At 69.0% G+C, this 22816-nt stretch carries 24 protein-coding genes; 8 read left to right on the top strand and 16 right to left on the bottom strand.

All coding sequences use genetic code 11. The features are described 5' to 3' along the window. The first annotated feature begins 12 nt into the window (after nt 1–12). Entirely contained in the window at nt 13–1536 is a 1524-nt protein-coding gene (gene ntrC, locus AC3A6X_RS10895) for a nitrogen regulation protein NR(I) (RefSeq protein ID WP_487842188.1), read from the top strand. A gap of 27 nt (nt 1537–1563) precedes the next feature. On the opposite strand, the gene AC3A6X_RS10890 is transcribed toward ntrC, so the two are convergent. Beyond that, complete coding sequence (locus AC3A6X_RS10890; RefSeq protein ID WP_487842187.1) at nt 1564–2079, bottom strand: hypothetical protein; 516 nt, start codon at nt 2077–2079, stop codon at nt 1564–1566. A 56-nt stretch (nt 2080–2135) separates the two neighbouring features. Continuing rightward, nucleotides 2136–2915 carry an exodeoxyribonuclease III gene (gene xth / locus AC3A6X_RS10885; protein WP_487842186.1) on the bottom strand — a complete coding sequence of 260 codons (780 nt, stop codon included), beginning with the start codon at nt 2913–2915 and terminating at the stop codon, nt 2136–2138. Between the two features lie 160 nt (nt 2916–3075). Between xth and AC3A6X_RS10880 the strand changes: the two genes are divergently transcribed. Beyond that, nucleotides 3076–3381 (top strand): hypothetical protein, encoded by a 306-nt coding sequence (locus AC3A6X_RS10880; protein ID WP_487842185.1) that lies wholly within the window; start codon nt 3076–3078, stop codon nt 3379–3381. Between the two features lie 4 nt (nt 3382–3385). On the opposite strand, the gene AC3A6X_RS10875 is transcribed toward AC3A6X_RS10880, so the two are convergent. Genes AC3A6X_RS10875 through AC3A6X_RS10860 form a run of 4 tightly spaced genes read right to left on the bottom strand, consistent with a single transcriptional unit; the run spans nt 3386 to nt 6666 of the window. Further along, nucleotides 3386–3886, bottom strand: a complete 501-nt coding sequence (locus AC3A6X_RS10875) for a dihydrofolate reductase (RefSeq protein WP_487842184.1) — start codon at nt 3884–3886, stop codon at nt 3386–3388. 15 nt (nt 3887–3901) lie between these two features. Then, nucleotides 3902–4735 carry a thymidylate synthase gene (locus tag AC3A6X_RS10870; RefSeq protein ID WP_487842183.1) on the bottom strand — a complete coding sequence of 278 codons (834 nt, stop codon included), beginning with the start codon at nt 4733–4735 and terminating at the stop codon, nt 3902–3904. Between the two features lie 49 nt (nt 4736–4784). Beyond that, nucleotides 4785–6206: an FAD-binding oxidoreductase gene (locus tag AC3A6X_RS10865; protein WP_487842182.1), complete on the bottom strand. Its 1422-nt coding sequence runs from the start codon at nt 6204–6206 to the stop codon at nt 4785–4787. A gap of 58 nt (nt 6207–6264) precedes the next feature. Next, nucleotides 6265–6666, bottom strand: a complete 402-nt coding sequence (locus tag AC3A6X_RS10860) for a DUF2069 domain-containing protein (RefSeq protein ID WP_487842181.1) — start codon at nt 6664–6666, stop codon at nt 6265–6267. A gap of 53 nt (nt 6667–6719) precedes the next feature. Between AC3A6X_RS10860 and AC3A6X_RS10855 the strand changes: the two genes are divergently transcribed. Together AC3A6X_RS10855 and AC3A6X_RS10850 are read left to right on the top strand one after the other, a co-directional pair. Beyond that, a complete protein-coding gene (locus tag AC3A6X_RS10855; protein ID WP_487842180.1) occupies nt 6720–7937 on the top strand; it encodes a YihY family inner membrane protein in 1218 nt (405 codons plus the stop codon). Continuing rightward, nucleotides 7937–8356: a thioredoxin family protein gene (locus tag AC3A6X_RS10850; RefSeq protein ID WP_409050686.1), complete on the top strand. Its 420-nt coding sequence runs from the start codon at nt 7937–7939 to the stop codon at nt 8354–8356. The genes AC3A6X_RS10855 and AC3A6X_RS10850 overlap by 1 nt, the downstream gene beginning before the upstream one ends. A 132-nt stretch (nt 8357–8488) precedes the next feature. Here AC3A6X_RS10850 and AC3A6X_RS10845 read toward each other — a convergent pair whose 3' ends face one another. Further along, nucleotides 8489–9295 carry an alpha/beta fold hydrolase gene (locus AC3A6X_RS10845; protein ID WP_487842430.1) on the bottom strand — a complete coding sequence of 269 codons (807 nt, stop codon included), beginning with the start codon at nt 9293–9295 and terminating at the stop codon, nt 8489–8491. After that, nucleotides 9295–10605, bottom strand: a complete 1311-nt coding sequence (locus tag AC3A6X_RS10840) for an O-acetylhomoserine aminocarboxypropyltransferase (protein ID WP_487842179.1) — start codon at nt 10603–10605, stop codon at nt 9295–9297. The genes AC3A6X_RS10845 and AC3A6X_RS10840 overlap by 1 nt, the downstream gene beginning before the upstream one ends. A 140-nt stretch (nt 10606–10745) precedes the next feature. Between AC3A6X_RS10840 and AC3A6X_RS10835 the strand changes: the two genes are divergently transcribed. After that, nucleotides 10746–11195, top strand: coding sequence for a CBS domain-containing protein (locus AC3A6X_RS10835; protein ID WP_309970124.1), 450 nt, complete (start codon nt 10746–10748; stop codon nt 11193–11195). Between the two features lie 95 nt (nt 11196–11290). Here the strand turns inward: AC3A6X_RS10835 and AC3A6X_RS10830 are convergent, their stop codons facing one another. Both AC3A6X_RS10830 and add read right to left on the bottom strand, forming a co-directional pair. Beyond that, nucleotides 11291–12271: a Bug family tripartite tricarboxylate transporter substrate binding protein gene (locus tag AC3A6X_RS10830; RefSeq protein WP_487842178.1), complete on the bottom strand. Its 981-nt coding sequence runs from the start codon at nt 12269–12271 to the stop codon at nt 11291–11293. 2 nt (nt 12272–12273) lie between these two features. Next, on the bottom strand, nt 12274–13353 hold the full coding sequence (gene add / locus AC3A6X_RS10825) for an adenosine deaminase (RefSeq protein WP_487842177.1): 1080 nt from the start codon (nt 13351–13353) through the stop codon (nt 12274–12276). A gap of 81 nt (nt 13354–13434) precedes the next feature. On the opposite strand from add, the gene AC3A6X_RS10820 reads away from it, so the two are divergent. Continuing rightward, nucleotides 13435–14397 carry a LysR family transcriptional regulator gene (locus AC3A6X_RS10820; RefSeq protein WP_487842176.1) on the top strand — a complete coding sequence of 321 codons (963 nt, stop codon included), beginning with the start codon at nt 13435–13437 and terminating at the stop codon, nt 14395–14397. On the opposite strand, the gene AC3A6X_RS10815 is transcribed toward AC3A6X_RS10820, so the two are convergent. Further along, nucleotides 14394–15611: a polyhydroxyalkanoate depolymerase gene (locus tag AC3A6X_RS10815; protein ID WP_487842175.1), complete on the bottom strand. Its 1218-nt coding sequence runs from the start codon at nt 15609–15611 to the stop codon at nt 14394–14396. The two genes, AC3A6X_RS10820 and AC3A6X_RS10815, sit on opposite strands and share 4 nt — an antisense overlap. Nucleotides 15612–15724: 113 nt before the next feature. Here AC3A6X_RS10815 and AC3A6X_RS10810 point away from each other — a divergent pair, with 113 nt between their 5' ends. Continuing rightward, entirely contained in the window at nt 15725–16387 is a 663-nt protein-coding gene (locus AC3A6X_RS10810; RefSeq protein ID WP_309970113.1) for a glutathione S-transferase, read from the top strand. A 42-nt stretch (nt 16388–16429) separates the two neighbouring features. On the opposite strand, the gene AC3A6X_RS10805 is transcribed toward AC3A6X_RS10810, so the two are convergent. From AC3A6X_RS10805 to AC3A6X_RS10795, 3 genes are read right to left on the bottom strand one after another with little or no spacing between them, the layout of a single operon-like run. Beyond that, on the bottom strand, nt 16430–17371 hold the full coding sequence (locus AC3A6X_RS10805) for an SAM-dependent methyltransferase (RefSeq protein ID WP_487842174.1): 942 nt from the start codon (nt 17369–17371) through the stop codon (nt 16430–16432). A 27-nt stretch (nt 17372–17398) separates the two neighbouring features. Continuing rightward, nucleotides 17399–18310 (bottom strand): NAD-dependent epimerase/dehydratase family protein, encoded by a 912-nt coding sequence (locus AC3A6X_RS10800; protein ID WP_487842173.1) that lies wholly within the window; start codon nt 18308–18310, stop codon nt 17399–17401. Between the two features lie 52 nt (nt 18311–18362). Further along, the gene (locus AC3A6X_RS10795; RefSeq protein ID WP_487842172.1) at nt 18363–18944 is read right to left on the bottom strand and encodes a GbsR/MarR family transcriptional regulator; all 582 of its coding nucleotides are present in this window, start codon (nt 18942–18944) and stop codon (nt 18363–18365) included. A gap of 125 nt (nt 18945–19069) precedes the next feature. Here AC3A6X_RS10795 and AC3A6X_RS10790 point away from each other — a divergent pair, with 125 nt between their 5' ends. After that, a complete protein-coding gene (locus AC3A6X_RS10790) occupies nt 19070–20158 on the top strand; it encodes a PA0069 family radical SAM protein (RefSeq protein WP_487842171.1) in 1089 nt (362 codons plus the stop codon). On the opposite strand, the gene AC3A6X_RS10785 is transcribed toward AC3A6X_RS10790, so the two are convergent. Next, on the bottom strand, nt 20109–21611 hold the full coding sequence (locus AC3A6X_RS10785) for an efflux transporter outer membrane subunit (protein WP_487842170.1): 1503 nt from the start codon (nt 21609–21611) through the stop codon (nt 20109–20111). The two genes, AC3A6X_RS10790 and AC3A6X_RS10785, sit on opposite strands and share 50 nt — an antisense overlap. Next, entirely contained in the window at nt 21608–22816 is a 1209-nt protein-coding gene (locus AC3A6X_RS10780; protein WP_487842169.1) for an efflux RND transporter periplasmic adaptor subunit, read from the bottom strand. The genes AC3A6X_RS10785 and AC3A6X_RS10780 overlap by 4 nt, the downstream gene beginning before the upstream one ends.

The raw sequence follows: 22816 nt of genomic DNA, 5'->3' as shown, positions 1-22816 counted from the left end.
AGAAGGAACTGCATGAAGCCGATCTGGATAGTGGATGACGACCAATCGATACGCTTCGTGCTCGAAAAAGCGCTCCTGCGCGAAGACCTGCCCACCCGCAGCTTCACCAACACCCGCGAAGTGCTCGCGGCGCTCGAGGCCGCGGCCGATGACGAGACGCAGGGCCCCCAGGTCCTGGTGAGCGACATCCGCATGCCGGGCGGCTCGGGCCTGGACCTGCTCGACAAGATCAAGGCCAAGCATCCCGGCCTGCCGGTCATCATCATGACCGCCTTCTCCGACCTCGACAGCGCCGTCTCGGCCTTCCAGGGCGGCGCCTTCGAATACCTGCCCAAGCCCTTCGACCTGCCGCGCGCGGTGGAGCTGATCCGCCGCGCGGTCGATGAGAGCCAGCGCGAGGAGGTGGCCGAGGAGCGCATGGCCGCCGCCCCCGAGATGCTGGGCCAGGCGCCGGCGATGCAGGACGTGTTCCGCGCCATCGGGCGCCTGTCCCAGAGCAACGTCACGGTGCTCATCACCGGCGAGTCCGGCAGCGGCAAGGAACTGGTCGCGCGCGCGCTGCACAAGCATTCGCCGCGCGCCAACGGGCCCTTCGTGGCGATCAACACTGCCGCCATCCCGAAGGACCTGCTCGAGAGCGAGCTCTTCGGCCACGAGCGCGGCGCCTTCACCGGCGCGCAGACCATGCGGCGCGGGCGCTTCGAGCAGGCCGAGGGCGGCACGCTCTTCCTCGACGAGATCGGCGACATGCCCTTCGACCTGCAGACGCGCCTCCTGCGCGTGCTGAGCGACGGGCACTTCTACCGCGTGGGCGGCCACAACTCGGTCAAGGCCAACGTGCGCGTGATCGCGGCCACGCACCAGGACCTGGAGCAGCGCGTGAAGCTGGGTGGCTTCCGCGAGGACTTGTTCCACCGGCTCAACGTGATCCGGCTGCGCCTGCCGGCCCTGCGCGAGCGCGGCGAGGACGTGCCCGCGCTCACCCGCCACTTCCTGCAGCAGAGCGCCAAGCAACTCGGCGTCGAGCCCAAACGCATTTCGGATGCGGCGCTGGCGCGGCTGTCGACCTTCGCCTTCCCCGGCAACGTCCGGCAGCTCGAGAACATCTGCCACTGGCTGACCGTGATGGCGCCGGCGCAGCTGATCGAGGCCAAGGACCTGCCGCCCGAGGTGATGGCGGGCGCGGCGCTCGAGGCGCCGCTCGCCGCGGCAAGCACACAGCCGGTGCCGACATCGGCCGTCGCCGAGCGCGAGCCGGCCGCTCCCTCGGTCGCCTCCGCTGCCGCGGTGCCGCCCGTCGCGGCGGCCGCCGGCGCGCAGGTCGCCGGCTGGGAAAGCGGGCTCGAGCAGGAGGCCCAGAGCCTGCTGGCGGCCGGCCGCCACGACGTCTGGGACACGCTGTCGCGCCGCTTCGAGTCGCGTCTGATCCTCACGGCCCTGGCCAACACGCGGGGCCGCCGCATCGAGGCGGCGCAGAAGCTCGGCATCGGCCGCAACACCATCACCCGCAAGATCCAGGAGCTGGGCCTGGAGTAGGGCCTCTGGGGGTAGGGCCGCACGCGTTCAGCGGCTGCGCTGGCCCAGCGTCAGCGTGTCGAGCTGGAACTGGCCGCTCTTGTCCCACAACCAGGTGTCGACATAGGTATGCGCGCCGAGCTTGCCCGGGTTCGGCAGCGGCGAGGCCTCCTTGATCAACTCGGCGATCTTGCCGCTGACCTCCGGCGCGTGGCTCGGCGTGCGGCTGAAGTGGACGCCCGTCACGCGGCCCGTGGAGTCGATGTCGGTTTCAGTCACCACCACCGCGTACACCAGCGGCGGGATCTTTCCCTTGTAGATGCGCTTGGGATAGGCGTTATAGATGTGCCGGGCACCGACCTTCCTGTAGGCGCGCACGGCCGGCGTCTGCATGGTGATGAGGCGCGTGGTGGGCACTTCGGCCGAGGGCCTGGACACTTCGTCCGCCGGCTTGTCGCTGTCGCGCGAAGCCGTGGGCGCTGCGGCGTCCGGCTTGAAGATCGAGCAGGCGGAAAGGCTCAGTGCGGCTGCGAGCAGCGCGGCCTTGAACAAGATGGATTTCATTGGAGTTCCTTCGCTTTCGGCTCCGGTGCGAACGCCTTCGGGTGGCCGTGCGGCGTTCATACGTCGAGCTCCAGGGTGACGGGTGCATGGTCACTGGGCTTGTCCCACTTGCGCGGCACGCGGTCGATGACGCAGCCCTTTGCCCGCGGCACCAGGGGCTCGCTCACCAGGATGTGGTCGATGCGCAGCCCGCGGTTCTTCTGGTAGCCCAGCATGCGGTAGTCCCACCACGAGTAGCTCTTCTCCGGCTGCTCGAACAGGCGGAAGCTGTCGACCAGCCCGAGCTGCAGCAGCGCCTTGAAATGCTCGCGCTCCTCGGTCGTGTGATGAATGGTCTCGGCCAGGCCCACGGGGTCGAAGCTGTCGCGGTCCTCCGGCGTGATGTTGAAGTCGCCCAGCAGCGCGAGCTGCGGATGCGCCGCCAACTCCTCGCGCAGCCAGTCGCGCAGCGCGCGCAGCCAGCTCATCTTGTAAGCGAACTTCTCGGTGCCGGGCGCCTGCCCGTTGACGAAGTAGCCGTTGACGATGCGCAGCGGACCGGCGGGCGTGTCGACCGTGGCGCTGATCACGCGCGAATGGTCGTCGGCGAAGCCGCCGATGTTCTTCGCGATGTCGCGCAATGGCGCGAGGCTCAGGATGGCGACGCCGTTGTACGTCTTCTGGCCGAACACCGCCGCGTGATAGCCGGCCGACTGCAGCACATCCAGGGGGAACTTGTCGTCGCTCATCTTGAGCTCCTGCAGGCACAGCACGTCGATGGGGTTGGCGATCAGCCAGTCCAGCACGTGCTGGAGCCGGGCGGTGAGGGAGTTGACGTTCCAGGTGGCAATTTTCATGAACGGCTTGCGTAACGAAATCGGGGCAGTGGGTGCGAGCGTACCCGAGTCGGGCGGCCCCTTTCGTACGACAGGAGCGCGAGGAACCATCATCCATCCACGCCCACAAATCCATTCAAAATCATTCTTACAGAAGCTTTCATGATCAACAGACACGTCTGTGCGCTGGCCATTCTCGGCGCGCTCGGGCCGGGCGCGGCGATGGCGCAGCAGGCCGGCAACTGGCAGCTGGGCGCGGGCGCTCTCGCAGTTCGAGCGCTACGCGCCGCTGCCCGCGGCCTGGCGGGGCCTGGCGGCCGGGGCGCTGTTCGAAGGGCGCGATTTGCAGCCCACCATCGGACTGGACGCGCTCATCGCCTCGGCGGCAGGCGAGTGCTTCGGCCTCGAGCCGCAACGCGTGTCGCGTGCCCTGTTTCCCCAGGTCCGGCGCGCCGGCAAGCCCCTGCAGGGCATGCTGCGCGCCTGAGCCGTCACTCGGGGCGTTCGAGCGTGATGAAGCTGTAGGGCAGGCCGTTGGCCGAGACATGCGACTCGCGCGCCGTCTCGCGCCAGGAGACGTCGAAGCGTGGCGCCCAGGCGTCGCCTTCGAAGTCGCGCCCGATCTCGGTCACCAGCGCGCGGTGCGCGAGCGGCTCGGCCTCGGCATAGATCTGTGCGCCGCCGATCACCCACACCTCAGGCTCTTCCGCCGCCTCGCAGCGGGCCAGGGCCTCGTGCAGGCCGGCGGCGCGCTCGGCGCCTTCGGCCTGCCAGTCGGTCTGGCGGGTGATCACGATGTTGCGGCGGCCCGAGAGCGGGCGGAAGCGCGGAGGCAGCGAGTCCCAGGTCCTGCGGCCCATGATCACCGGCGCGCCGGCGGTCTGCTGCTTGAAGTGCGCCATGTCCTCGGGCAGGTGCCAGGGCATGGAGCCCTCGTGGCCGATCACGCCGTTGGCGGCGCGGGCGAGGATGAGGTTGATGCGGGGGGTCATGCTGCTCTCAGGCTCCTAGACGGCAACCGGCGCCTTGATGGCCTCGTGGTGCCGGTAGTCCACCACTTCGAAGTCCTCGTACGCGTAGTCGAAGATCGAGGCCGGCTTGCGCTTGATGACGAGCGTCGGGTAAGGGTAGGGCGTGCGGCTCAGCTGCAGCGCCACCTGCTCGGCGTGGTTGCTGTAGATGTGGCAGTCGCCGCCGGTCCAGATGAAGTCGCCCACGTCCAGGTTGCACTGCTGCGCGACCATGTGCGTGAGCAGCGCGTAGCTGGCGATGTTGAAGGGCACGCCCAGGAAGATGTCGGCGCTGCGCTGGTAGAGCTGGCAGCTCAGCTTGCCGCGCTCTCCTTCGGCCTGCGGCGGCGCCACGTAGAACTGGAAGAAGGCATGGCAGGGCATCAGCGCCATCTTCGACAGCTCGGCCACGTTCCAGGCGCTGACGATGATGCGGCGCGAGTCGGGGTTGCTCTTCAGCGTGTCGATGACCTGCTGGATCTGGTCGATGTGGCCGCCGTCCGGCGTCGGCCAGCTGCGCCACTGCACGCCGTAGACCGGGCCCAGGTCGCCGTCTTCGCGCGCCCATTCGTCCCAGATGGTGACGCCGCGCTCCTTCAGCCAGTTGTTGTTGCTGGAGCCGGTCAGGAACCACAGCAGCTCCTGGATGATGGACTTGAGGTGCACCTTCTTGGTGGTGACCAGCGGAAAGCCTTCGGCCAGGTCGAAGCGCATCTGGTGGCCGAACACGCTCTTGGTGCCGGTGCCGGTGCGGTCGCTCTTGTGCACGCCGTGGGTGTCGACGTGGCGCATGAAGTCTTCGTATTGGGAGCGGGTGGGGCGGGAGGTCATGTTGTCAGTAGAAACCGAAAGAGTACTCGAGGCATCTTAGGTGCATGGCCTATGCCCGAATCACCCGCCCCGGATTCAGGAGGTTCTGCGGATCAAGCGCCCGCTTGATGGCGCGCATCATCTCCAACGCCACCGGCGACTTGTGCTTCTCCAGCGTCTCGACCTTGAGCGAGCCCACGCCGTGCTCGGCGGAGAAGGAGCCTTCGAACTGGCGGACCGCCTCGTAGACCAGCGTATTGATACGCGCCTCGTGGTCGCGCAGGAAGTCTCCGTTGTGGGCACCGGCCGGCGCCTGCACGTTGTAGTGCAGGTTGCCGTCGCCCAGGTGTCCGAAGTTCACCAGCCGCACGCCCGGCAGCTCGTATTCGAGCAGCGCATCGGTCTGCTCCACGAAGGCAGGAATGCGCGACACCGGGATCGAGATGTCGTGCTTGATGTTGAGCCCTTCCTCGGCCTGCGCCAGCGGGATGCTCTCGCGCACATGCCAGAGCTGGTGCGCCTGGGTCAGGTTCTCGGCCACCACCGCGTCGCTGACGCAGCCGGCTTCGAAGGCAGTTTCGAGCAGGGCCTCGAAGCGGGCGCGCGCATGGTCTTCCGATTCGTTGTCGGAGTTCTCCAGCAGCACGCAATAGGGCACGCCGTCGTCCTCGATGAAGGGCACGCGCAGGGTGGGGAAATGCTTCGCCACCAGACTGAGCGCGAAGCGGCCCATCACCTCGAAGCCCGTGAGCCCCGCGCCCAGGCGCTTGTGGGCCAGGCCCAGCAGCTCGACCGCCTGCTCCAGCGTGGGCACGGCCGCCCAGGCGGTGAGCTGCGCGGCCGGCAGCGGGTAGAGCTTGAGGGTGGCCGCGGTAATGATGCCCAGCGTGCCCTCGCTGCCGATCATCAGGTCGCGCAGGTCGTAGCCCGTGTTGTCCTTGCGCAGGCCGCTGGTGCCCTGCCAGATGCCGCCCTGCGGCGTCACCACCTCCAGCCCCAGGCACAGGTCGCGCGCGTTGCCGTAGCGCAGCACCTGCGTGCCGCCGGCATTGGTCGCGAGGTTGCCGCCGATGGTGCAGCTGCCCTCGGCAGCCAGGCTCAGCGGGAACAGGAAACCGGCCTTCTCGGCCGCCTCCTGCAGCGTCTGGAGCACGCAGCCGGCCTCCACCGTCATCGTGAGGTTGGCGGCATCGATGCCGCGGATGGCGTTCATGCGCTGCAGGCTCAGCACGACCTGGGTGCCGCTCTCGTCGGGGATCGAGCCGACCGCGAGGCCGGTGTTGCCGCCCTGCGGCACGATGGTGCGGCCGGCCGCGGCGCAGGCCTTCACCACCTCGGCCACCTGCTGCGTGCTGCCCGGCCGCACCACGGCCAGCGCCTTGCCGCGGGAGCGCTTGCGCCAGTCCTGCTCCCAGGCGCCGAGGTCGCCCTCGGTCAGCACGTTGGCGGCGCCAACGAGCGCGCGCAGCTTGTCGATAAACACTGCGCTCATTCGGTAACCTCCGCGCTACGCGCTGCGGTCCTATTCGACTTGGGGGCGGCCCAGCGTCTCATGGCGCAACTCCTTCCAATTCGCGGGCAGCCCGCGCATGACGCAGGCGCAGCCGCACATGCCAGGCGCACGCGGCAAACAGCGCGAGGCACAGCACGACCTCGACCAGCGCCAGCAGGCGGCCCGTGCCGTCGATGTCGCTCCACGCGCGCACCACGCCTTCGGTGAAATAAAGCCAGACCAGCAGGCTGACCCAGCGGTAGGTGTACATCCGGTTCTTCAGCAGCCCGGCCAGCGGGATCGCCAGCGGCAGCACCTTGAGCGCGAGCCACGAGCCGCCCGGGCGCAGCGGCGCCAGCCACAGTTCCCAGGCCAGCCCGAGCACGATCAGCCCGAGCAGGCTGCCGACGGCGAGCCAGCGTGTGGCGGAAACGGAGGAGGGGATGGCGGAAGCGGTCACGGAGAGGGCTGGATCGGGGTGGCAGGCGCCCGGCTGGCGCGGGACCCAATGGCATGATAGCCGCCATGAATCGCCAGCAACTCTGGAGGGATCTTTCGAATTTTCCCTGGGGCAACACGGCCGCGGTGCTGGGCGAGCGCTTCCGCGAAGACCGCCTGGGCCTCACGGCCAGCAGCCTGACCTTCACCACCACCATCGCGATGGTGCCCTTCTTCACCGTGGCGCTCGCCCTGTTCACGGTGTTCCCCATGTTCGCGACCATGCAGGGGCGCGTGCAGCGCTGGCTGATCGAGAGCCTGATCCCCGACAACATCGCGCGCCAGGTGCTCGGCTACCTCAACACCTTCGCGAGCAAGGCCAGCGGGCTGGGCGTCGCGGGCCTGCTGGTGCTGCTGGTCACGGCCATCGCGCTGATCCTCACCATCGACAAGACGCTCAACAACATCTGGCGCGTGCGCAGGCCGCGGCCCTTCGCGCAACGGGTGCTGATCTACTGGGCCGCCATCACGCTCGGCCCGCTGGTGCTGGCGCTGAGCCTGAGCACCACGGCCTACGTCTTCTCGATCTCGCGCGAGTGGGTCGGCCGCGGCATGCTCAAGCTGGTGTTCGACACCTTCGAATTCGTGCTGCTGGCGGGCGGCATGGCCTCGCTCTACCACTACGTGCCCAACACGCATGTGAAATGGGGCCATGCCTGGGCCGGCGGCTTCTTCGTGGCCGCCACGATCGAGATTGCGAAGCGGGTGCTGGCCTACTACCTGAGCCTGGTGCCGACCTACTCGGTACTCTACGGCGCCTTCGCCACCGTGCCGATCCTGCTGATCTGGATCTACGTTGCATGGGTCATCGTGCTGCTGGGCGCGGTGATCACCGCCTACCTGCCCAGCCTGCTGACCGGCGTGGCACGGCGCGGCGGCGTCGCGGGCTGGCCGCTGCAGCTCGCGGTGGAGGCACTGCAGCAGCTGGCGCAGGCGAAGGCCACGCCCGCCAAGGGACTGGGCGCGGCCGAGCTGGTCGCGCGCATGCGCGTCGATGCGCTGCAGCTGGCGCCGGTGCTGGCGACGCTGGTCGCGCTCGACTGGATCGGGCCTTTGGCCGAGGAGCCCGACAACGAGGACCCCCGCTACGTGCTGCTGGCCGATCCGGGCCGCACCTCGCTCGAACCGCTGCTCCAGGAGCTGCTGCTGCCCCGGGCCCCGCCGCTCGATAACCTGTGGCAGCGCGGTCCCTTGCGCACGCTGCTGCTGCAAGATGTGCTGGCCTATCGATAATGGCGGCGCTCCGTTCCAACCTCATCCATTCAGCCTTGAACGATTCCGTCAACCCTGCGACCCTGCAAGCTGCCGGCGACACCCTGTGGGTCGTCTGCCTCTGCGCCGAATGGTGCGGCGCCTGCCGCGAGTACCGGCCGCTGTTCGAGCAGGTGGCGCGCGCGCATCCGCGCTTGCGCTTCGCCTGGGTCGACATCGAGGACCATGCCGAGCTGGCCGACGACTTCGATGTCGAGACCTTCCCCACCTTGCTGGTGGCGGGTGAGTCCGGCACCCGCTTCCTCGGGCCGATGCTGCCGCACGCCGAGACGCTGGCGCGCATGCTCGGCGCCCTGCAGCCGGCGCAGGCCTCGAGCCCCGAGGTCCGGGCGCTGCTCGGCGCCCTGGCACGCGAGCCCGGCACCTTCCAAGTCACGTAGACGTTCACGCGTCCGTCATGAACGTCCTGCTCTTCGGCGCGACCGGGCGGCCGTCGAGCGCGGCGCGCCGGCGCCGCTGGTGGAGATGCCGGACATCAACGCGCTGCGCTGCGCTGAGGCCCGGCCCGCGCCTCAGTCCGCGAGGAAGTCCCGCAGCGCGAACAGCACCTGGTCAGGTGCCTCGCTCATCAGCGCATGGCCGGCCGCGACGTGCACCATGCGCGCGCCGCGCGCCTTGGCGAGCAGTGCCTGCGTGGCGCGCGGCGGCGTCATCTGGTCGGACTTGCCGAGCAGGAAGAGGACGGGACACTGCACCGCCGCCATCGCAGCCTCGCCGCCGGCGTAGTCGTTGCAAGCCTTGAAGCCGATGTGGAACACATTGGCCTCGCAGTTGCTCGCCAGCACGCGGCGCATCAGCGCCCGCGACCCGCCGTAGAGCCAGGTGCCCGGGCCCAGCGTGGAGGGTGGCGGCGCCAGCATCGAATGCGAGAAGCTGTTGACCATGTCGATGGCGCGCTGCGGGTCGTTCAGCGCGCCCTCGAGCAGCGCCGGCGACACCTTCATCGGGTAGGCGGTGCCGACCAGCGCCAGGTGCGTCACGCGCTGCGGCGCACGCGCCGCGGCCTCCAGCGCGATCAGCGAGCCGAAGCTGTGGCCGGCCAGGGCCGCCTTCTCGACACCGGCGGCGTCGAGCAGCGCAAGCACGAACTGCGCGCCCTCCTCCACGCTTGCGGGCGGCGGGCCCGCGCTCCTGCAATGGCCCGGCAAGTCGAGCGCCAGCACGTTCCAGCCATGGTGCGCGAACCAGCGGCTTTGCAGGATCCACACGCTGTGGTCGTGGAGCACGCCGTGGATGAAGACCACGGTCGGCTTCGCGGCATCGAAGGGCTTGCCGCCCGTGTAGCAGTAGGTTTTGTGGCCGTTGACGACGATGTCCATCACGCCCCCGCCTTCTCTGCGGCTTTCAACGCGCGCTTGAGATCGTCGATCAGGTCGGCCGGATCCTCCAGCCCGATCGACAGCCGGATGGTGCCCTGCGAGATGCCCGCCGCAGCCAATGCATCGTCCGTCATGCGGAAGTGCGTCGTGCTCGCGGGATGGATCACCAGGCTGCGGCAGTCGCCGACGTTGGCGAGGTGGCTGAAGAGCTTGAGCGCCTCGATGAAGACCTTGCCCTGCTGCCGGTTGCCCTTGAGGTCGAAGCTGAAGACCGCGCCCGCGCCCTTGGCGCCGTGGCGCAGCAGCTTGCCCGCCAGCGCATGGCTGGGATGCGACTCCAGCAGCGGATGGCCCACATGCGCGACGAAGGGATGCGAAGCCAGGAACTCCACCACCTTCTGCGTGTTGTCGATGTGGCGCTCCATGCGCAGCGGCAGCGTCTCGATGCCCTGCAGGATCAGCCAGGCCGTGTGCGGGCTCATCGAGGCGCCGAAGTCGCGCAGCCCCTCGCGCCGCGCGCGCAGCAGGAAGGCGCCCACCGTGCTCTCCTCGCTGAACACCATGTTGTGGAAGCCCTCGTAGGCCTCGGTCAGCTCCGCGAACCGCCCCGAGCGTTCCCAGTCGAAGTGGCCCGAGTCGACCACCACGCCGCCGATCACCGTGCCATGGCCCGAGAGGAACTTGGTGGCCGAGTGGTAGATCAGGTCGGCGCCCCAGTCGAAGGGCTTGATGAGGTAGGGCGAGGTCAGCGTGGAGTCCACCAGCAGCGGCACGCCGGCCGCATGCGCGATTTCGCTGACGGCCGGGATGTCGAGCACGTCGAGGCCCGGGTTGCCCACGGTCTCGCCGAAGAGCAGCCGCGTCTCGGGCCGGATCGCGGCGCGCCAGCCGTCGAGGTCGCCGGGCTTGACGAAGGTGGTCTGGATGCCGAAGCGCCGCATCGTGTAGTGCAAGAGGTTCTGCGAGCCGCCGTAGAGCGCGGTGCTGGCGACGATGTGCGCACCCGCGCCCATCAGCGTCGCGATCGACAGGTGCAGCGCGGCCTGCCCGCTGGCGGTGGCGATCGCGCCGATGCCGCCCTCCAGCGCCGCCACGCGCTGTTCGAGCACTGCGTTGGTCGGGTTGCTGATGCGCGAGTACACGTGGCCCGCGCGCTCGAGGTTGAAGAGCGCAGCCGCGTGGTCGCTCGATTCGAAGACGAAGGAAGTGCTCAGGTGGATCGGCACGGCGCGCGCGCCGGTGGCCGGGTCGGGCGCGGCGCCGGCGTGCAGTGCCAGCGTGTCGAAGCCGGGGTCGGAATAGCCGGGCATGGAAGCCTTTCGAACTAGAAGCGTTTCTGCAATGCCCCGTTACGCGCAATGCCTGCGCCAGCGACGTGGGCCTGTGGATGGGCGGCATTGTGGGCTATATTCAATTTCGGCAGCACGCCGAGCAAGTGAGGAGCAACACGATGAAAGTCAGCGACATCCTGCGCGTGAAGGGCAACACGCTCTACACCATCACGCCCGACGAACCCCTGGCCGACGCCGTCAACACCATGGCGGACAAGGACATCGGCTCGCTGGTGGTCATGGAGCATGGCGACCTCGTGGGCATGCTCACCTTCCGCGAAGTGATCGTCGCCATCGTGGGCAACGGCGGGCAGGTCGGCGGCACGCTGGTGCGCAAGTCGATGGATGATCATCCCGTCACCTGCACGCTGGAAACCGACCTCGACGAGATTCGCCGGATCATGCTCGAGCGCCATGCCCGCTACATGCCGGTGATGGACAAGCGCATGCTGATGGGCGTGATCAGCTTCTACGACGTGGCCAAGGCGGTGGTGGACAGCCAGAACTTCGAGAACAAGATGCTCAAGGCGTATATCCGCGACTGGCCGGCGGAGGATGAGTCTTCGTGATGGACCCGTATTGCTCCCTCTCCCGCCGGGAAAGGCGGGGGAGAGGGCGGGGGTGAGGCACCGGACCTGTCCACAGCGCGCAGCGCCGCTGTCATTCACTCCTTGATATTCGCCGCCTGCACGATTTTCTGATTGCGCACGTACTCCGCCTGCACGAACTTGCCCAAGTCCTCGGCCGAGCCGCTGCCCGGCAGCGCACCTTGCTCCTGCAGCTTGGTCCGCACCTCCGGGTCCTTCAGCACCGCATTGAGCTCTTCATTGAGCCGCTTCACCGTCGCACCCGGCGTGGCCGCCGGCGCGAAAATCCCGGTCCAGCTCACCATCGAATAGCCCTTCAGCCCCGGCATCTCGTCGAACGCCGGCACGTTGGGCAACGCATCCAGCCGCTTGCTCCCGGTCACCCCCAGCGCCTTCAGCCGGCCGCCATTCACATGCGGAATGGCGCTGGTGCTGACCAGCATCGCCAGGTCGACCTGGTTGCCGATCACGTCGGTGGCGATCTGCGCGCCGCCGCGGTAGGGCACGTGGGTCACGAAGATGCCGCTTCGCTCCTTGAGCAGTTCCATCGCGAGCTGCAGCACCGTGCCCACGCCCGAGGTCGCGTAGTTGTACTTGCCCGGCGCTGCCTTGGCGAGCTTGACGAAATCCGCGTAGCTGTGCACCTCGAGGCCCGGCCGCGCCACCAGCACCATCGGCGCGGTGTTGAGCATGCCCACCGGCGCCAGGTCCTTCAGCGGATCGAACTTGAAGGCCGCGGGATTGATCAGCTTGCCGATCGCGATCGCGCTGTCCGGCCCGGCCACCAGCGTGTAGCCGTCGGGGGCCGCGTTCACCGCCTTGGCCACGCCGATGGCACCGCCGGCGCCCGTCACGTTCTCGATCACCACCGACTGCTTGAGCCGCTCGCCCAGCTTGGTGGCCACCAGGCGCGCGTTGAAGTCCACGCTGCCGCCGGCCGAGTAGGGGACGATCAGCGTGATGGGCTTGGCGGCGGGCCAGGCGGCCTGGGCGAAGGCGGCACCGGGGAGCGCGGCGACGAGCAGCGAGGCGAGAAAGAGGGGCTTGAACGAAGGCATGGTCAGGTTCCGGAGGTGGGGGTGTCGGGTGCGAGCCGGGCGCGCAGCGCGTCGAACTCGGCGCTCCACTGCGCGCGCCAGTCGCGGCGTGTGCTGTCGTCGATCCAGGCGCCGTCGAGGCCGTTGTGCATGAAGCCGCGCAGCTCGTCCAGCCCGAAGCCGAAGTCGCGGACCATCATGGCCCAGGCCTGCGTCGGCGTGACCTGGTGCAGCGTGGGATCGTCGGTGTTGGGATGGATGCGCAGGCCCAGGCCGGGCATGCGGCGGATCGGGTGGTCCAGCGCCCAGCGCTCCGGCGGCAGCGTGCGCAGGTAGTAGGAGTTGGTCGGCACCACGGTGAAGAGCACGCCGCGCTCGGCGCACTCGCGCGCGAAGGCGGGGTGGTCCACCACCGTGTAGCCATGGTCGATGCGGTCCACCTGCAGCAGCTCGAGCGCAGTGCGCACGTTGGTCCAGGGCATGCCGAACTCGCCCGCGTGCGCGGTGGTCTTGAGGCCGGCGCGCCGCGCGTCGCGGTACGCCTGCAGGAACAGCTCGGGCGGCCGGTCGATCTCGCGGTAGTCGATGCCGATGCCGATCACTTCCTCGCAGCGGTTCGACGTGACCCATTCGACCATCTCGACCGCGGCCTCGGGGCTGGCCTCGCGGTCGATGGCCGCGATCAGCCTGCCCGTGATGCCGAAGTCGCGCTGCGCGTCGTGGATGGCGCGCACGATCGCCTCCTGCGCCGCACGGTAGGCGATGCCGGAGGCATGCACGGTGCCGGTCGGGTTCCAGAAGAACTCGCTGTAGCGCACGTGGTGGGCCGCGGCGTCCTCCAGGTACTCGAAGGCCAGGCGGTGCAGGTCGTCGGGTGTGCGCACCAGGTGGGCATCGAGCGCGCGCAGCACACGCAGCACGCCGACGGGCTTCTCGCCGCGCGTGTAGAAGTCCTCCACCTCCTGCTCTGCCAGCGGCGCACCGGCTCGGCGGTTGAGTGCCGCGAAGGTGTCGTGGCGAACGGTGCCGAACAGATGGCAGTGCAGCTCGGCCTTGGGGATCGCGTGCAGGAAGGCGTCGAGGGGCGTGGGCGCGGGCGTCATCCGGGGCAGTCTAGTGAGCACACCGCCATAAGCAAAATTTTGAATTTCTATAATTTGATTCATCCAATCGATGGGCCACACATGCGCTCACTGCCCCTGCGCGCGTTGACGCTGCGCCAGCTCCAGTTCTTCTCGGTGCTGGTGCAGGAGGGCCAGTTCGGCCGCGCGGCGCGGCGGCTCTCGATCACGCAGCCGGCGCTCAGCAATGCCATCAAGCAGATGGAGAAGCTGCTCGGTGCCGAGCTGCTGACCCGCTCCACCCACCGGCTGGAGCTCACGCCGGTGGGCGCGGAAGTACTGGCGCGCACCGATTTCCTGGTCAACACCGTCGAGATGGCGCTGCGCGACATCGAGAGCACGGTGCAGCGCGGGCGCGCCTTCGTGCGCATCGGCGTGGTCCCCTCGGCCAGCGGCAGCGTGGCCGCGGCGGTGGCCGATTTCCTGCGCGAAACGGGGCGCGTGCTCGAGTTCGCCTGGCGCGACGCCCCTTCGACCACGCTCCTGGCCGAGGTGCGCAGCGGCCAGCTCGACATGGCCGTCGCGGCCATCACCGAGCCGCCGGGCGGCCTGGTCTGCGTGGATCTGTTGCGCGATCCGCTGGTGCTGGTCGTGCGGCGCGACCATGCGCTGGCGCAGAAGAGCGAGGTGAACTGGGAGGCCATCGGCAACGAGCAGCTGGTGCTGTTCGAGAGCGGCAGCATGCCGGCGCTGGGCAACCCGGCGCGCGCGCAGTTCGCGCAGGGCGCCGAGCCCTACCGGGTCAGCTATTCGGAAACGCTCTATGCCCTGGTGCGCGGCGGCCTTGCGCTCGGGCTGATGCCGCGGCTCTATACCGGCTCGCTGCGCGACCCCGAACTCATGGTGCTGCCGCTGGCAAAGCCGCGGGTCGAACGCCGCGTGGTGCTGGTCTACCTGCCGGGGCCGATGCGCAACGTGGTGGCGCAGGAGCTGATCGGCTTTCTCGGGCAGCGCCTGCCGCTACCGGCGGAGGCACCGGTGCGCAGGCGTATCGCGAAAAAGAAGGCGGCTCGCGCCAGCCGCTAATGCAGCTCGGCCGCCATGTGGATCGTCTCGCGCACGCGCGGATAGATCTGCGTATTCCACTTGCTGCCGCTGAACACGCCGTAGTGCCCCACGCCCGCTTGCAGGTGGTGGATCTTCAGGTAGGGCCGCACGCTGGGGCACAGGTCCTGTGCGGCCACGGTCTGGCCGATGGCGCAGATGTCGTCGCGCTCGCCCTCGACGGTGAGCAGCGCGGTGCGGCGGATGGCGGCGGGGTCGACCTTGCGCTCGCCCACCGTGAGCACGCCACGCGCCAGGTCGTAGGTCTGGAACACGCGCTCTACCGTCTCCAGGTAGAACTCGGCGGGCAGGTCGTTCACCGCCAGGTACTCGTCGTAGAAGTCGCGGATCACGGCGGCCTTGTCGAGCTCGCCTTCGACCAGATGCTCGAAAAGCTTCCTGAACTGCTGCTTGTGGCGTTCCGGGTTCATGCTCATGAACGCTGCGAGCTGGAGAAAGCCGGGGTACACGCGCCGCATGCAGCCCGCGTGCGGCCAGGGCACGCGGCTGATCAGGTTGCGCTCGAACCAGTCGATGGGGCGGTCGTTCGCCAGCTTGTTGACGGCCGTCGGGTTGATGCGGCAGTCGACGGGCCCGGCCATCAGCGTCAGGCTGCGCGGCGCCGAGGGGTTGTCGTCCTCGGCCATCAGCGCGGTCGCCGCGAGCGCGGCCACGCAGGGCTGGCAGACTGCGACCATGTGCACGCCCGGGCCGATGGCCTCCAGGAAGGCAATGATTTGCAGCGTGTAGTCGTCCAGCCCGAAACCGCCATGCCACAGGGAAACGTCGCGCGCGTTGTGCCAGTCGGTCAAATAGACGTCGTGGTCGCGCAGCAGGGTGCGCACGGTTTCGCGCAACAGGGTGGCGAAGTGGCCCGAAAGTGGTGCGGCCAGCAGCACCGGCGGATGCACCAAGGGGGTGTTCTTGCGGAAATGCAGGAGGGTGCCGAAGGGGGCGCTCAGGACGACTTCCTCATGCACCTCGACCTCCTCGCCGCCCAGCGTGACGCTGCGGATGCCGTAGGGCGGCCGCGTGTGCGTGAGCCGCATGCGCGAATAGACCTCCATCATGGCCGAGAGGCGCCGGAAGGCGCTGCGGTCTGTGTTCTCCTGCCACAGGGAGCTGCCGAGGTATTGCGCAGCGAGCCGTGATGGCGACATCAGGTCGGCGCTGGTCTGGTAGGCCCTGTACAACATGCACCGGGGAAGGCAATTTGCGGGCCAAGGGCCGGGCCCCGGCGCATCGCGCACTGTTGTGGCACAGGGCTTGCACAGCCACGAATCACCCACCCGGCAGACGAGGAGTCAGCATGGCCGCCGCCAAACCCGTTCTCACCATCAGCAGCAAGAACTACGGTGCCTGGGCGCTGCGCGGCTGGCTGATGTGCAAGCTGGCGGGCCTGGATTTCGTCGAGAAGGTGATTCCGCCCGACGATCCGGCGATGAAGGCCGAGATGCTGCTGCTCTCCTCGTCGATGCGGGTGCCTTCGCTGCAGCACGGCAACGTGAAGGTCTGGGACACGCTGGCGATCGGCGAATACCTGAACGAGATCAAGCCCAAGGCCGGCCTGCTGCCGGCCGGCATCGAGGCCCGCGCCCATTGCCGCGCGATCTGCGGCGAGATGCACTCGGGTTTCGGCTCGATGCGCGGCGCGCTGCCGATGAACATCAAGGCCCGCTTCCCCGGCTTCAAGATCTGGTCGCGCGCGCAGACCGACATCGACCGTGTCGTCGAGATCTGGCGCGAATGCCTCAAGGGCTACGACGGCCCCTTTCTGTTCGGCGCACAGCCCTGCATGGCCGATGCGATGTATGCGCCGGTGGTCACCCGCTTCATGAGCTACGACGTGGCGCTCGACAAGGCCTGCGCGGCCTACTGCAAGCGCATCATCGAACTGCCCGCGATGCAGGAGTGGATTGCCGCGGCGAAGCTGGAGCCCGAGGAGATCGACGAGCTCGATGCCGAGTTCTGAGGGAACGGAGTGCATGCGGCGCCGGACGAGGCGTGCCGTCACTCATGCGGGTTCTGCGCGTTGCGCATCGCGCACGGCCGTCACGATGCAGTAGTCGAAGTCGCGCCAGAACAGGCCCAGCGCGAGTGAACAGTAGCTCGCGACGATGTGCTTGCGCCGCCACGGCGAGAGACGGCCGCGCGCCTTCCACAGCTCGGCCAGCGTGAAGCGGGTGGCCAGCACCGGGATGTGCAGCGCGCTCGGCGCCACGCGCCAGCGCAGCGACTTCACTTCGACCTGCCCGAAGCCATGGCGCTGCAGCGCAGCCACGAAGTCGTCGCGCACGGCCAGGGTGGGCACCGCCCAGCTGTCGGCCCAGAGCCGGTGCAGCCAGCCGGCGATGCGGCCGGGCCGTTCGCGCAGCAGGAAGCCGTCGATCACCACGAGGCGTGCGCCGGGCTTCAGCAGCCGGGCGGCCTCGGCAACGAAGTCGGCCTTGGCACTGCCGTTCGCGTAACAGGCGCTCTCGACGGCCCAGGCGCCGTCGGCCTCGGCAGTGGGCAGGCCGGTGCGCGTGTAGTCGGCTTCCACGTGGGCGACGCGATCGGCCAGGCCGGCGCCGGCATCGAGCCGGGCGGCGATGGCGTTCTGCACCGGCACGTTGGTCACGGTCACCGCGTAGAGCTTCGGATGCTCCGCCGCCAGCGTGCGCGCGGTGGCGCCGGCGCCGCAGCCCAGGTCGACCACGCAGGCCGGCTGCTGCGGGTGCAGCTGCAGCGCGCGGCCCACGGTGCGGTTCATCTCGACCAGCATGGCTTCGCGGCGGAAGGGGTTGAGGCCGGCGCGCCAGAAGCCGAAGTGCATGTTGTAGCCGGGGCTCCAGGCGCGGTAGTCGTCGGCGACCTCGGTGAAGTAGTCCTGCGTGTCGCCGGGCGTGATGGCGGCATGCGATGGGGCGGTGGTGCGCGCAAGGGAGGAGAGGCCTTGCGGAAGGGTGTCGTTCATGCTTGTTCTTTTTCGAAGGCTTGGGAATCAGAGCTCGGCGGCGAAGTCGCGAAGATCGCGGGGCGCGCGGCCCAGCCATTCGGCCAGCGGTGCATTGCTGGCGACGTTGTCGAGTTCCAGCATCACGCGGGTGTCGGTGCACCAGGGCAGGCCGGGCAGGAAGTCGCCCGCGCGTGCGCTCAGCACGCCCATCCAGGCGGGCAGGCGCACCAGATGCGCAGCACGCGCCGTGCCGGCGCGACGTGTGCTGCGCAGCGTGGCGATCAGCTCGGCCAGCGTCATCTCGCGAGCGCCGCCGAATTCCACCACGCCCCGGTAGGGCGAGGCCGGATCGGCCAGCACCGCCACGGCGCGGGCCAGGTCCTCGACGTAGATCGGCTGGAGTTTGGCGTCGAGGGCGGGTCCGGGCATCGACAGCAGGGGAAGCGCGGCCAGCGTGCGGAAAAGCTGGGCCGCGTCGCCGCCGGGGCCGAGCACGACCGAGGGCCGCAGCGCAATCCATGAGGGCCCGCTGGCCGGCAGCGCTTCGAGCGCGGCTTCGGCGGCGCGCTTGGTGTGCGCGTACTGCGTGGGGTTGTCGTCGTCGCTGCGGCCGATGCCGAGGGCCGAGATCTGGACGATGCGGCGCACGCCTGCCTGCGCGCAGGCCTCGAAGAGCGCGGCCGGCACGGCGGTGTGCACCGCGCGCATGGGCCGGCGCGTGCTGTTGCGCAACACGCCGACGGCGTTGACGACCGTGTCGAGGCCTTGCAGGCGCGGCAGCCACGTCGCGGCTTCGGTGTCGCGCGAGAAGTCGATGGGAACATGGGGCAGATCCGTGCGCAGCCGCGTCGCGCTGCCGCAGCTCACGCGGTGCCCGGCCTGCAGCAGCGCCGCAGCGATGCGGCTGCCGATGAAGCCGTTGGCGCCGCAAACCAGGACGTTGAGCGAGGTGGCCATGGCTGTTCCTCTCGATGTTTCAGTCAAAACAGAAATAAGAGGTGAAAAAAATTCAAAGCATGGGCAATCCGGCATGGTGGGCATCGGGGTCGTCCCCGCCGCGGCCGGCGGCGTCGCCACGCACGAACTTCTGCACGCTGGCGCCCAGCGACAGCACCTTGTCCAGCGTGCCGGGTGACAGGCGCAACATCTCGTCGGCCCAGGCGCCGAGCTTGGCCATGAGCTCCATGGTGGCCCGAATGCGGTCCTGCGCGTCGGCCGGCTCGTTGACGAAATCGGGGCTGGCGATGACCTCGCGCAGCATGCGAACGGTGGGGTCGAACTCGCGCTCCTTGCGCTCCCGCACCACGGTGCGGAACAGCTCCCACACGTCGACGCTGGTCTCGAAATAGTCGCGCCGGTCGCCCAACACGTGGGTGATGCGCACCAGGTTCCAGGCCTGCAGTTCCTTCAGGCTGTTGCTCACGTTCGAGCGCGCGACGTTGAGGGTCTCCGACAGCTGCTCCGCATGCAGTGGCTTGCCGTGGACGAAGAGCAGGGCGTGAATCTGCGAGACGGTGCGGTTGACGCCCCACATGGAGCCCATTTCGCCCCAGTGGAGCACGAACTTGCGTTGGATGTCGGTCAGTTGCATGGTGTGGCCTCGGCATCGAGTCTATGGTTTTCGATATTTCTGTCAATAGAGAAATAGAACTCGCGTGCAAGCCGGCGCGATTGGTGGAATACTGGATATTCATCCAGTTATTCGAGGCGAAGACCATGCCCGACGCTTTCATTCCCATCCACGCCATCAAGGGCCGCGGCGCCGCGACCCGGCTGCCCCACCGCTTCGAGCGCGACGCGCGCGATGCCTTCGACGACGGCTGGGGCACGCTCGAAGAGGGCAGCGCCGAGCCGCTGCCTCCCTTGCAGACCGAGGTGCGCTTCGAGGACGTGAAGTCGGTGCTGAGCGAGAACGACTCGCCCGACATCCATTTCGACCGCTCGATCAACCCCTACCGCGGCTGCGAGCACGGCTGCATCTACTGCTTCGCGCGGCCGACCCACAGCTACCTGAACCTCTCGCCCGGCCTGGACTTCGAGACCAAGCTGATCGCCAAGCGCAACATCGTGGAGGTGCTGCGCGCCGAGCTGGGCCGGCGCAGCTACAGGCCGCAGAACCTGGCGATCGGCACCGCGACCGATTGCTACCAGCCGATCGAGCGCGAGCTGCGGCTGACGCGCGCGGTGATCGAGCTGCTCCAGGAGGTGCGCCATCCCTTCGGCCTGGTCACCAAGTCCAGCGCCGTCGAGCGCGACCTCGACGTGATCGCGCCGATGGCGGCCCAGCACCTGGCAGCGGTCTACGTCACCATCACCACGCTCGACGGCGAGCTCGCGCGCAAGCTGGAGCCGCGCGCCGCCGCGCCGCACCGGCGGCTGCGCACGGTACGCACGCTGGCCGAGGCCGGCGTGCCGGTGGGGGTGAGCGTGGCGCCGCAGATCCCCTTCGTCACCGAAGACATGGAAAAGGTGCTCGAGGCCGCCTGGGAGGCCGGCGCGCGCAGCGCCTTCTACACCGTGATCCGCCTGCCCTGGGAGGTGGCGCCGCTCTTCAAGCAATGGCTGGAGCTGCATTACCCGCAGCGTGCCGGCCGCATCATGGCGCGCATCCACGAGATGCGCGGCGGCAAGGACTACGACGCCGACTTCGGCACCCGCATGGTCGGCAGCGGCCTGTGGGCCGAGCTGATCCGCCAGCGCTTCGAGAAGGCGACGCAGCGCCTGGGCTTCAACCGCGAGCGCATCGCGCTCGATCTCAGCGCGTTCCGGCCACCCGGCGCAGCGGGGCAGGGCAGTCTGTTCTAGCGTGGGCGCTCGCGCTCGCGCTCGCACTGCGCGATTCGACGCCGCACCAGTCGCCGCCCAGCGCCTTCACGAGAAAGACCGAGGTCAGCAGGCGCTGGCCCTGCAGCTGCGTGGCCTGGCGCTCGGCCACCAGCAGCGACTGCTGGGCGCTGATCACGTCGAGGTAGGTCGAGGCACCGCCTTCGTAGCGGGTGGTCGCCATGTCCAGCACGCGGCGCGCCGAATCGACGGCGGCGAGCGACTGCGTCACCGCGCGGTCGAGCGCGGCCAGGCCTGTGATGCCGTCTTCCGCCTCCTGCATCGCCGTCAGCACCACGCGCCGGTAGTTGGCCACCGTGCCTTCGTAGCCGGCCTGGGCGAAGTCCACGTTGGCGCGGATGCGTCCGCCGTCGAACAGCACCTGCGTCGCCGAAACGCCCACCGACCACAGCAGGCTGGGCGCATCGAACAAGGTCTCGATCATGCGGCTGTCCACACCCACCATCGGCGCCAGCATCACGCTGGGATAGAAGGCCGCGGTCGCGACGCCGATCTGCGCATTGGCCGCGGCCATCGCGCGCTCGGCCGAGGCGACGTCGGGCCGGCGCTCCAGCGCGTCCGAGGGCACGCCGAGCGGGATGGCCGGCGGCACGATGGGGCGCAGGTCGGCCGCGAGCGCAAAGCGGGGCGCCGGCGTGCCGCTCAGGGTGGCGAGCGCATGCTCGTACTGCGAGCGCTGCTTCTTCAGCACGTCGACTTGCGCGAGCGTGCTGTCGAGCAGAGCCTGCTGCTGCGCCACGTCCAGCCCGGAGACGGCGCCGAGGTCGTGGCGCGCCGTGACGAGCTCGAGCGCACGGCGCTGCAGCGCGATCGAGCGCGACAGCACGTCGAGCTCGATGTCGGTGGCGCGCAGGTTGAAATAGGCCGAGGCCAGATCGGTGGTGAGCAGCAGGCGCGTGTTCTCCAGGTCGGCCGCCGACTGCGCCGCGGAAGCGGTCGCGCCCTCGACCGAGCGCTGCACGCGGCCGGCCAGGTCGAGCTCGTAGCTGGCGTTGAGCGAGAGCGCGAAGTCGTTCTGCACCGTGGAGAAGTTCTGCGTCGCGTAGTTGGTGAGCGGGCGGTTGGCGGAGATCTTCAGCCGCGCGGCACGCGCGCCCAAGCCCAGCTGCGGATAGCGCGCGGCATCGGCCGCCGACAGCGTGGCGCGCGCCTGGGTGAGCCGCGCGCTGGCCAGCGTCAGCGTGGGGCTGTTGCGCAGCGCCTGTTGCTGCAGGCGATCGAGCTCGGCGTCGCCGAAGCGCTGCCACCAGGGGCCCTTGTCGAGCGCATCGCCGGGCGCGGCCTGGCGCCAGGGCTCCTCCAGCTGCCAGCTCACCGGCACCTCGACCTGCGGCGCGCGATAGTCCGGGCCGGCGGCACAGGCCGCGAGCAGCAAGGCAGTGGCTGCAATCGCCCCGAGACGCCGCACGCTCACGCCGGTTCCTTGGCCACCGCCACCACATCGCCCTCGGCCAGAGAGTCCGAGGGATTCAGGATCAGCCGGTCGTTGGCCGTGATGCCGTCCAGCACCTCCACCGTCTCGCCGTAGTTGCGCCCGACATTGATGGTGCGCAGGCGCACGCGCCCTTCGGCATCGACCGTGGCGACGCGCGTGCCCTCGGCGCGGAACAGCAGCGCATTGGCCGGGACGCTGAGCGCGCGGCTGGCCGCCAGCGGCAGCGAGACCTGCACATAGGCGCCCGGGAGCAGCAGGCCCTCTCGATTCGGCAGCGAGACCTCGACCTGCATCATTCGGGTGGCCGTGTCGATGGCGCCCGAGGTGCGTGCCACCTCGCCCTTGAAGCTCTGGCCGCGCAGCTCCGCCTGCGTCACCACCACCGGCTGGCCGGCCTTGACCAGCTGCGCATAGGCCTGCGGCACGTTGATGTAGACGCGCAGCGGATCGGTCTGCGCGAGCAGGAACAGCGGCCGGCTGCCGCCCGCGTCGATCAGGTCGCCGACGTCGACGTTGCGCCGCGTGATCACGCCGGCAAAGGGCGCGACGACGCGCTTGAAGCCCTCGGTCTGGCGCAGCCGCTGCACGTTGGCATCGGCAGCAGCCACGTTGGCCGTGGCCTGCGCGAGGCCGCTGCGCCGCTCGTCCAGGTCCTGTTGCGAGACCACGTCCTTCTTGCGCAGGTTCTCCCAGCGCGCCACGGTGCTCTTCGCCAGCTCGAGGCTGGAGGCCGCCTGCTGCCGCGCGGCGATGGCCTGCGAGAGCTGCTGGTCGATCTCCGGCGTCTCGATCTCGGCCAGCAGATCGCCCTTCTGCACCTGGCTGCCGATGTCCTTGGTCCAGCGCTTGAGGTAGCCGCTCGCGCGTGCCGAGATCGGGGACTGCACGAAGCCCTGCAGCGTGCCCGGCAGCGCCAGCGTCTGACCGGCGGCGGCGGTCTGCGGCAGCGCGGTCTTCACGTATTGCTTGGCGAGCTCGGTGGAAGAGGCCTCCAGCGCCCGGGCGTTGGCGATGCGCACGAACACCGTGCGTGCCGCGCCGATGGCCAGCAGCACCAGCACGATCAGCACGGCGATGCGCGTGCGCCGCACGATCTGGCGCCGCCGCAGCAGCTCGTGATGCTCGCCTTGCTCGTCGGCGGCAATCGGGTGGATGGCCAATGCCGCGTGGCGTTGCTCCGTCAT

Source organism: Variovorax sp. Soil_C_12, assembly GCF_057657375.1.
Note: the sequence above shows the minus strand (reverse complement) of the source record. Positions and strands in the feature narration are given on the sequence as shown.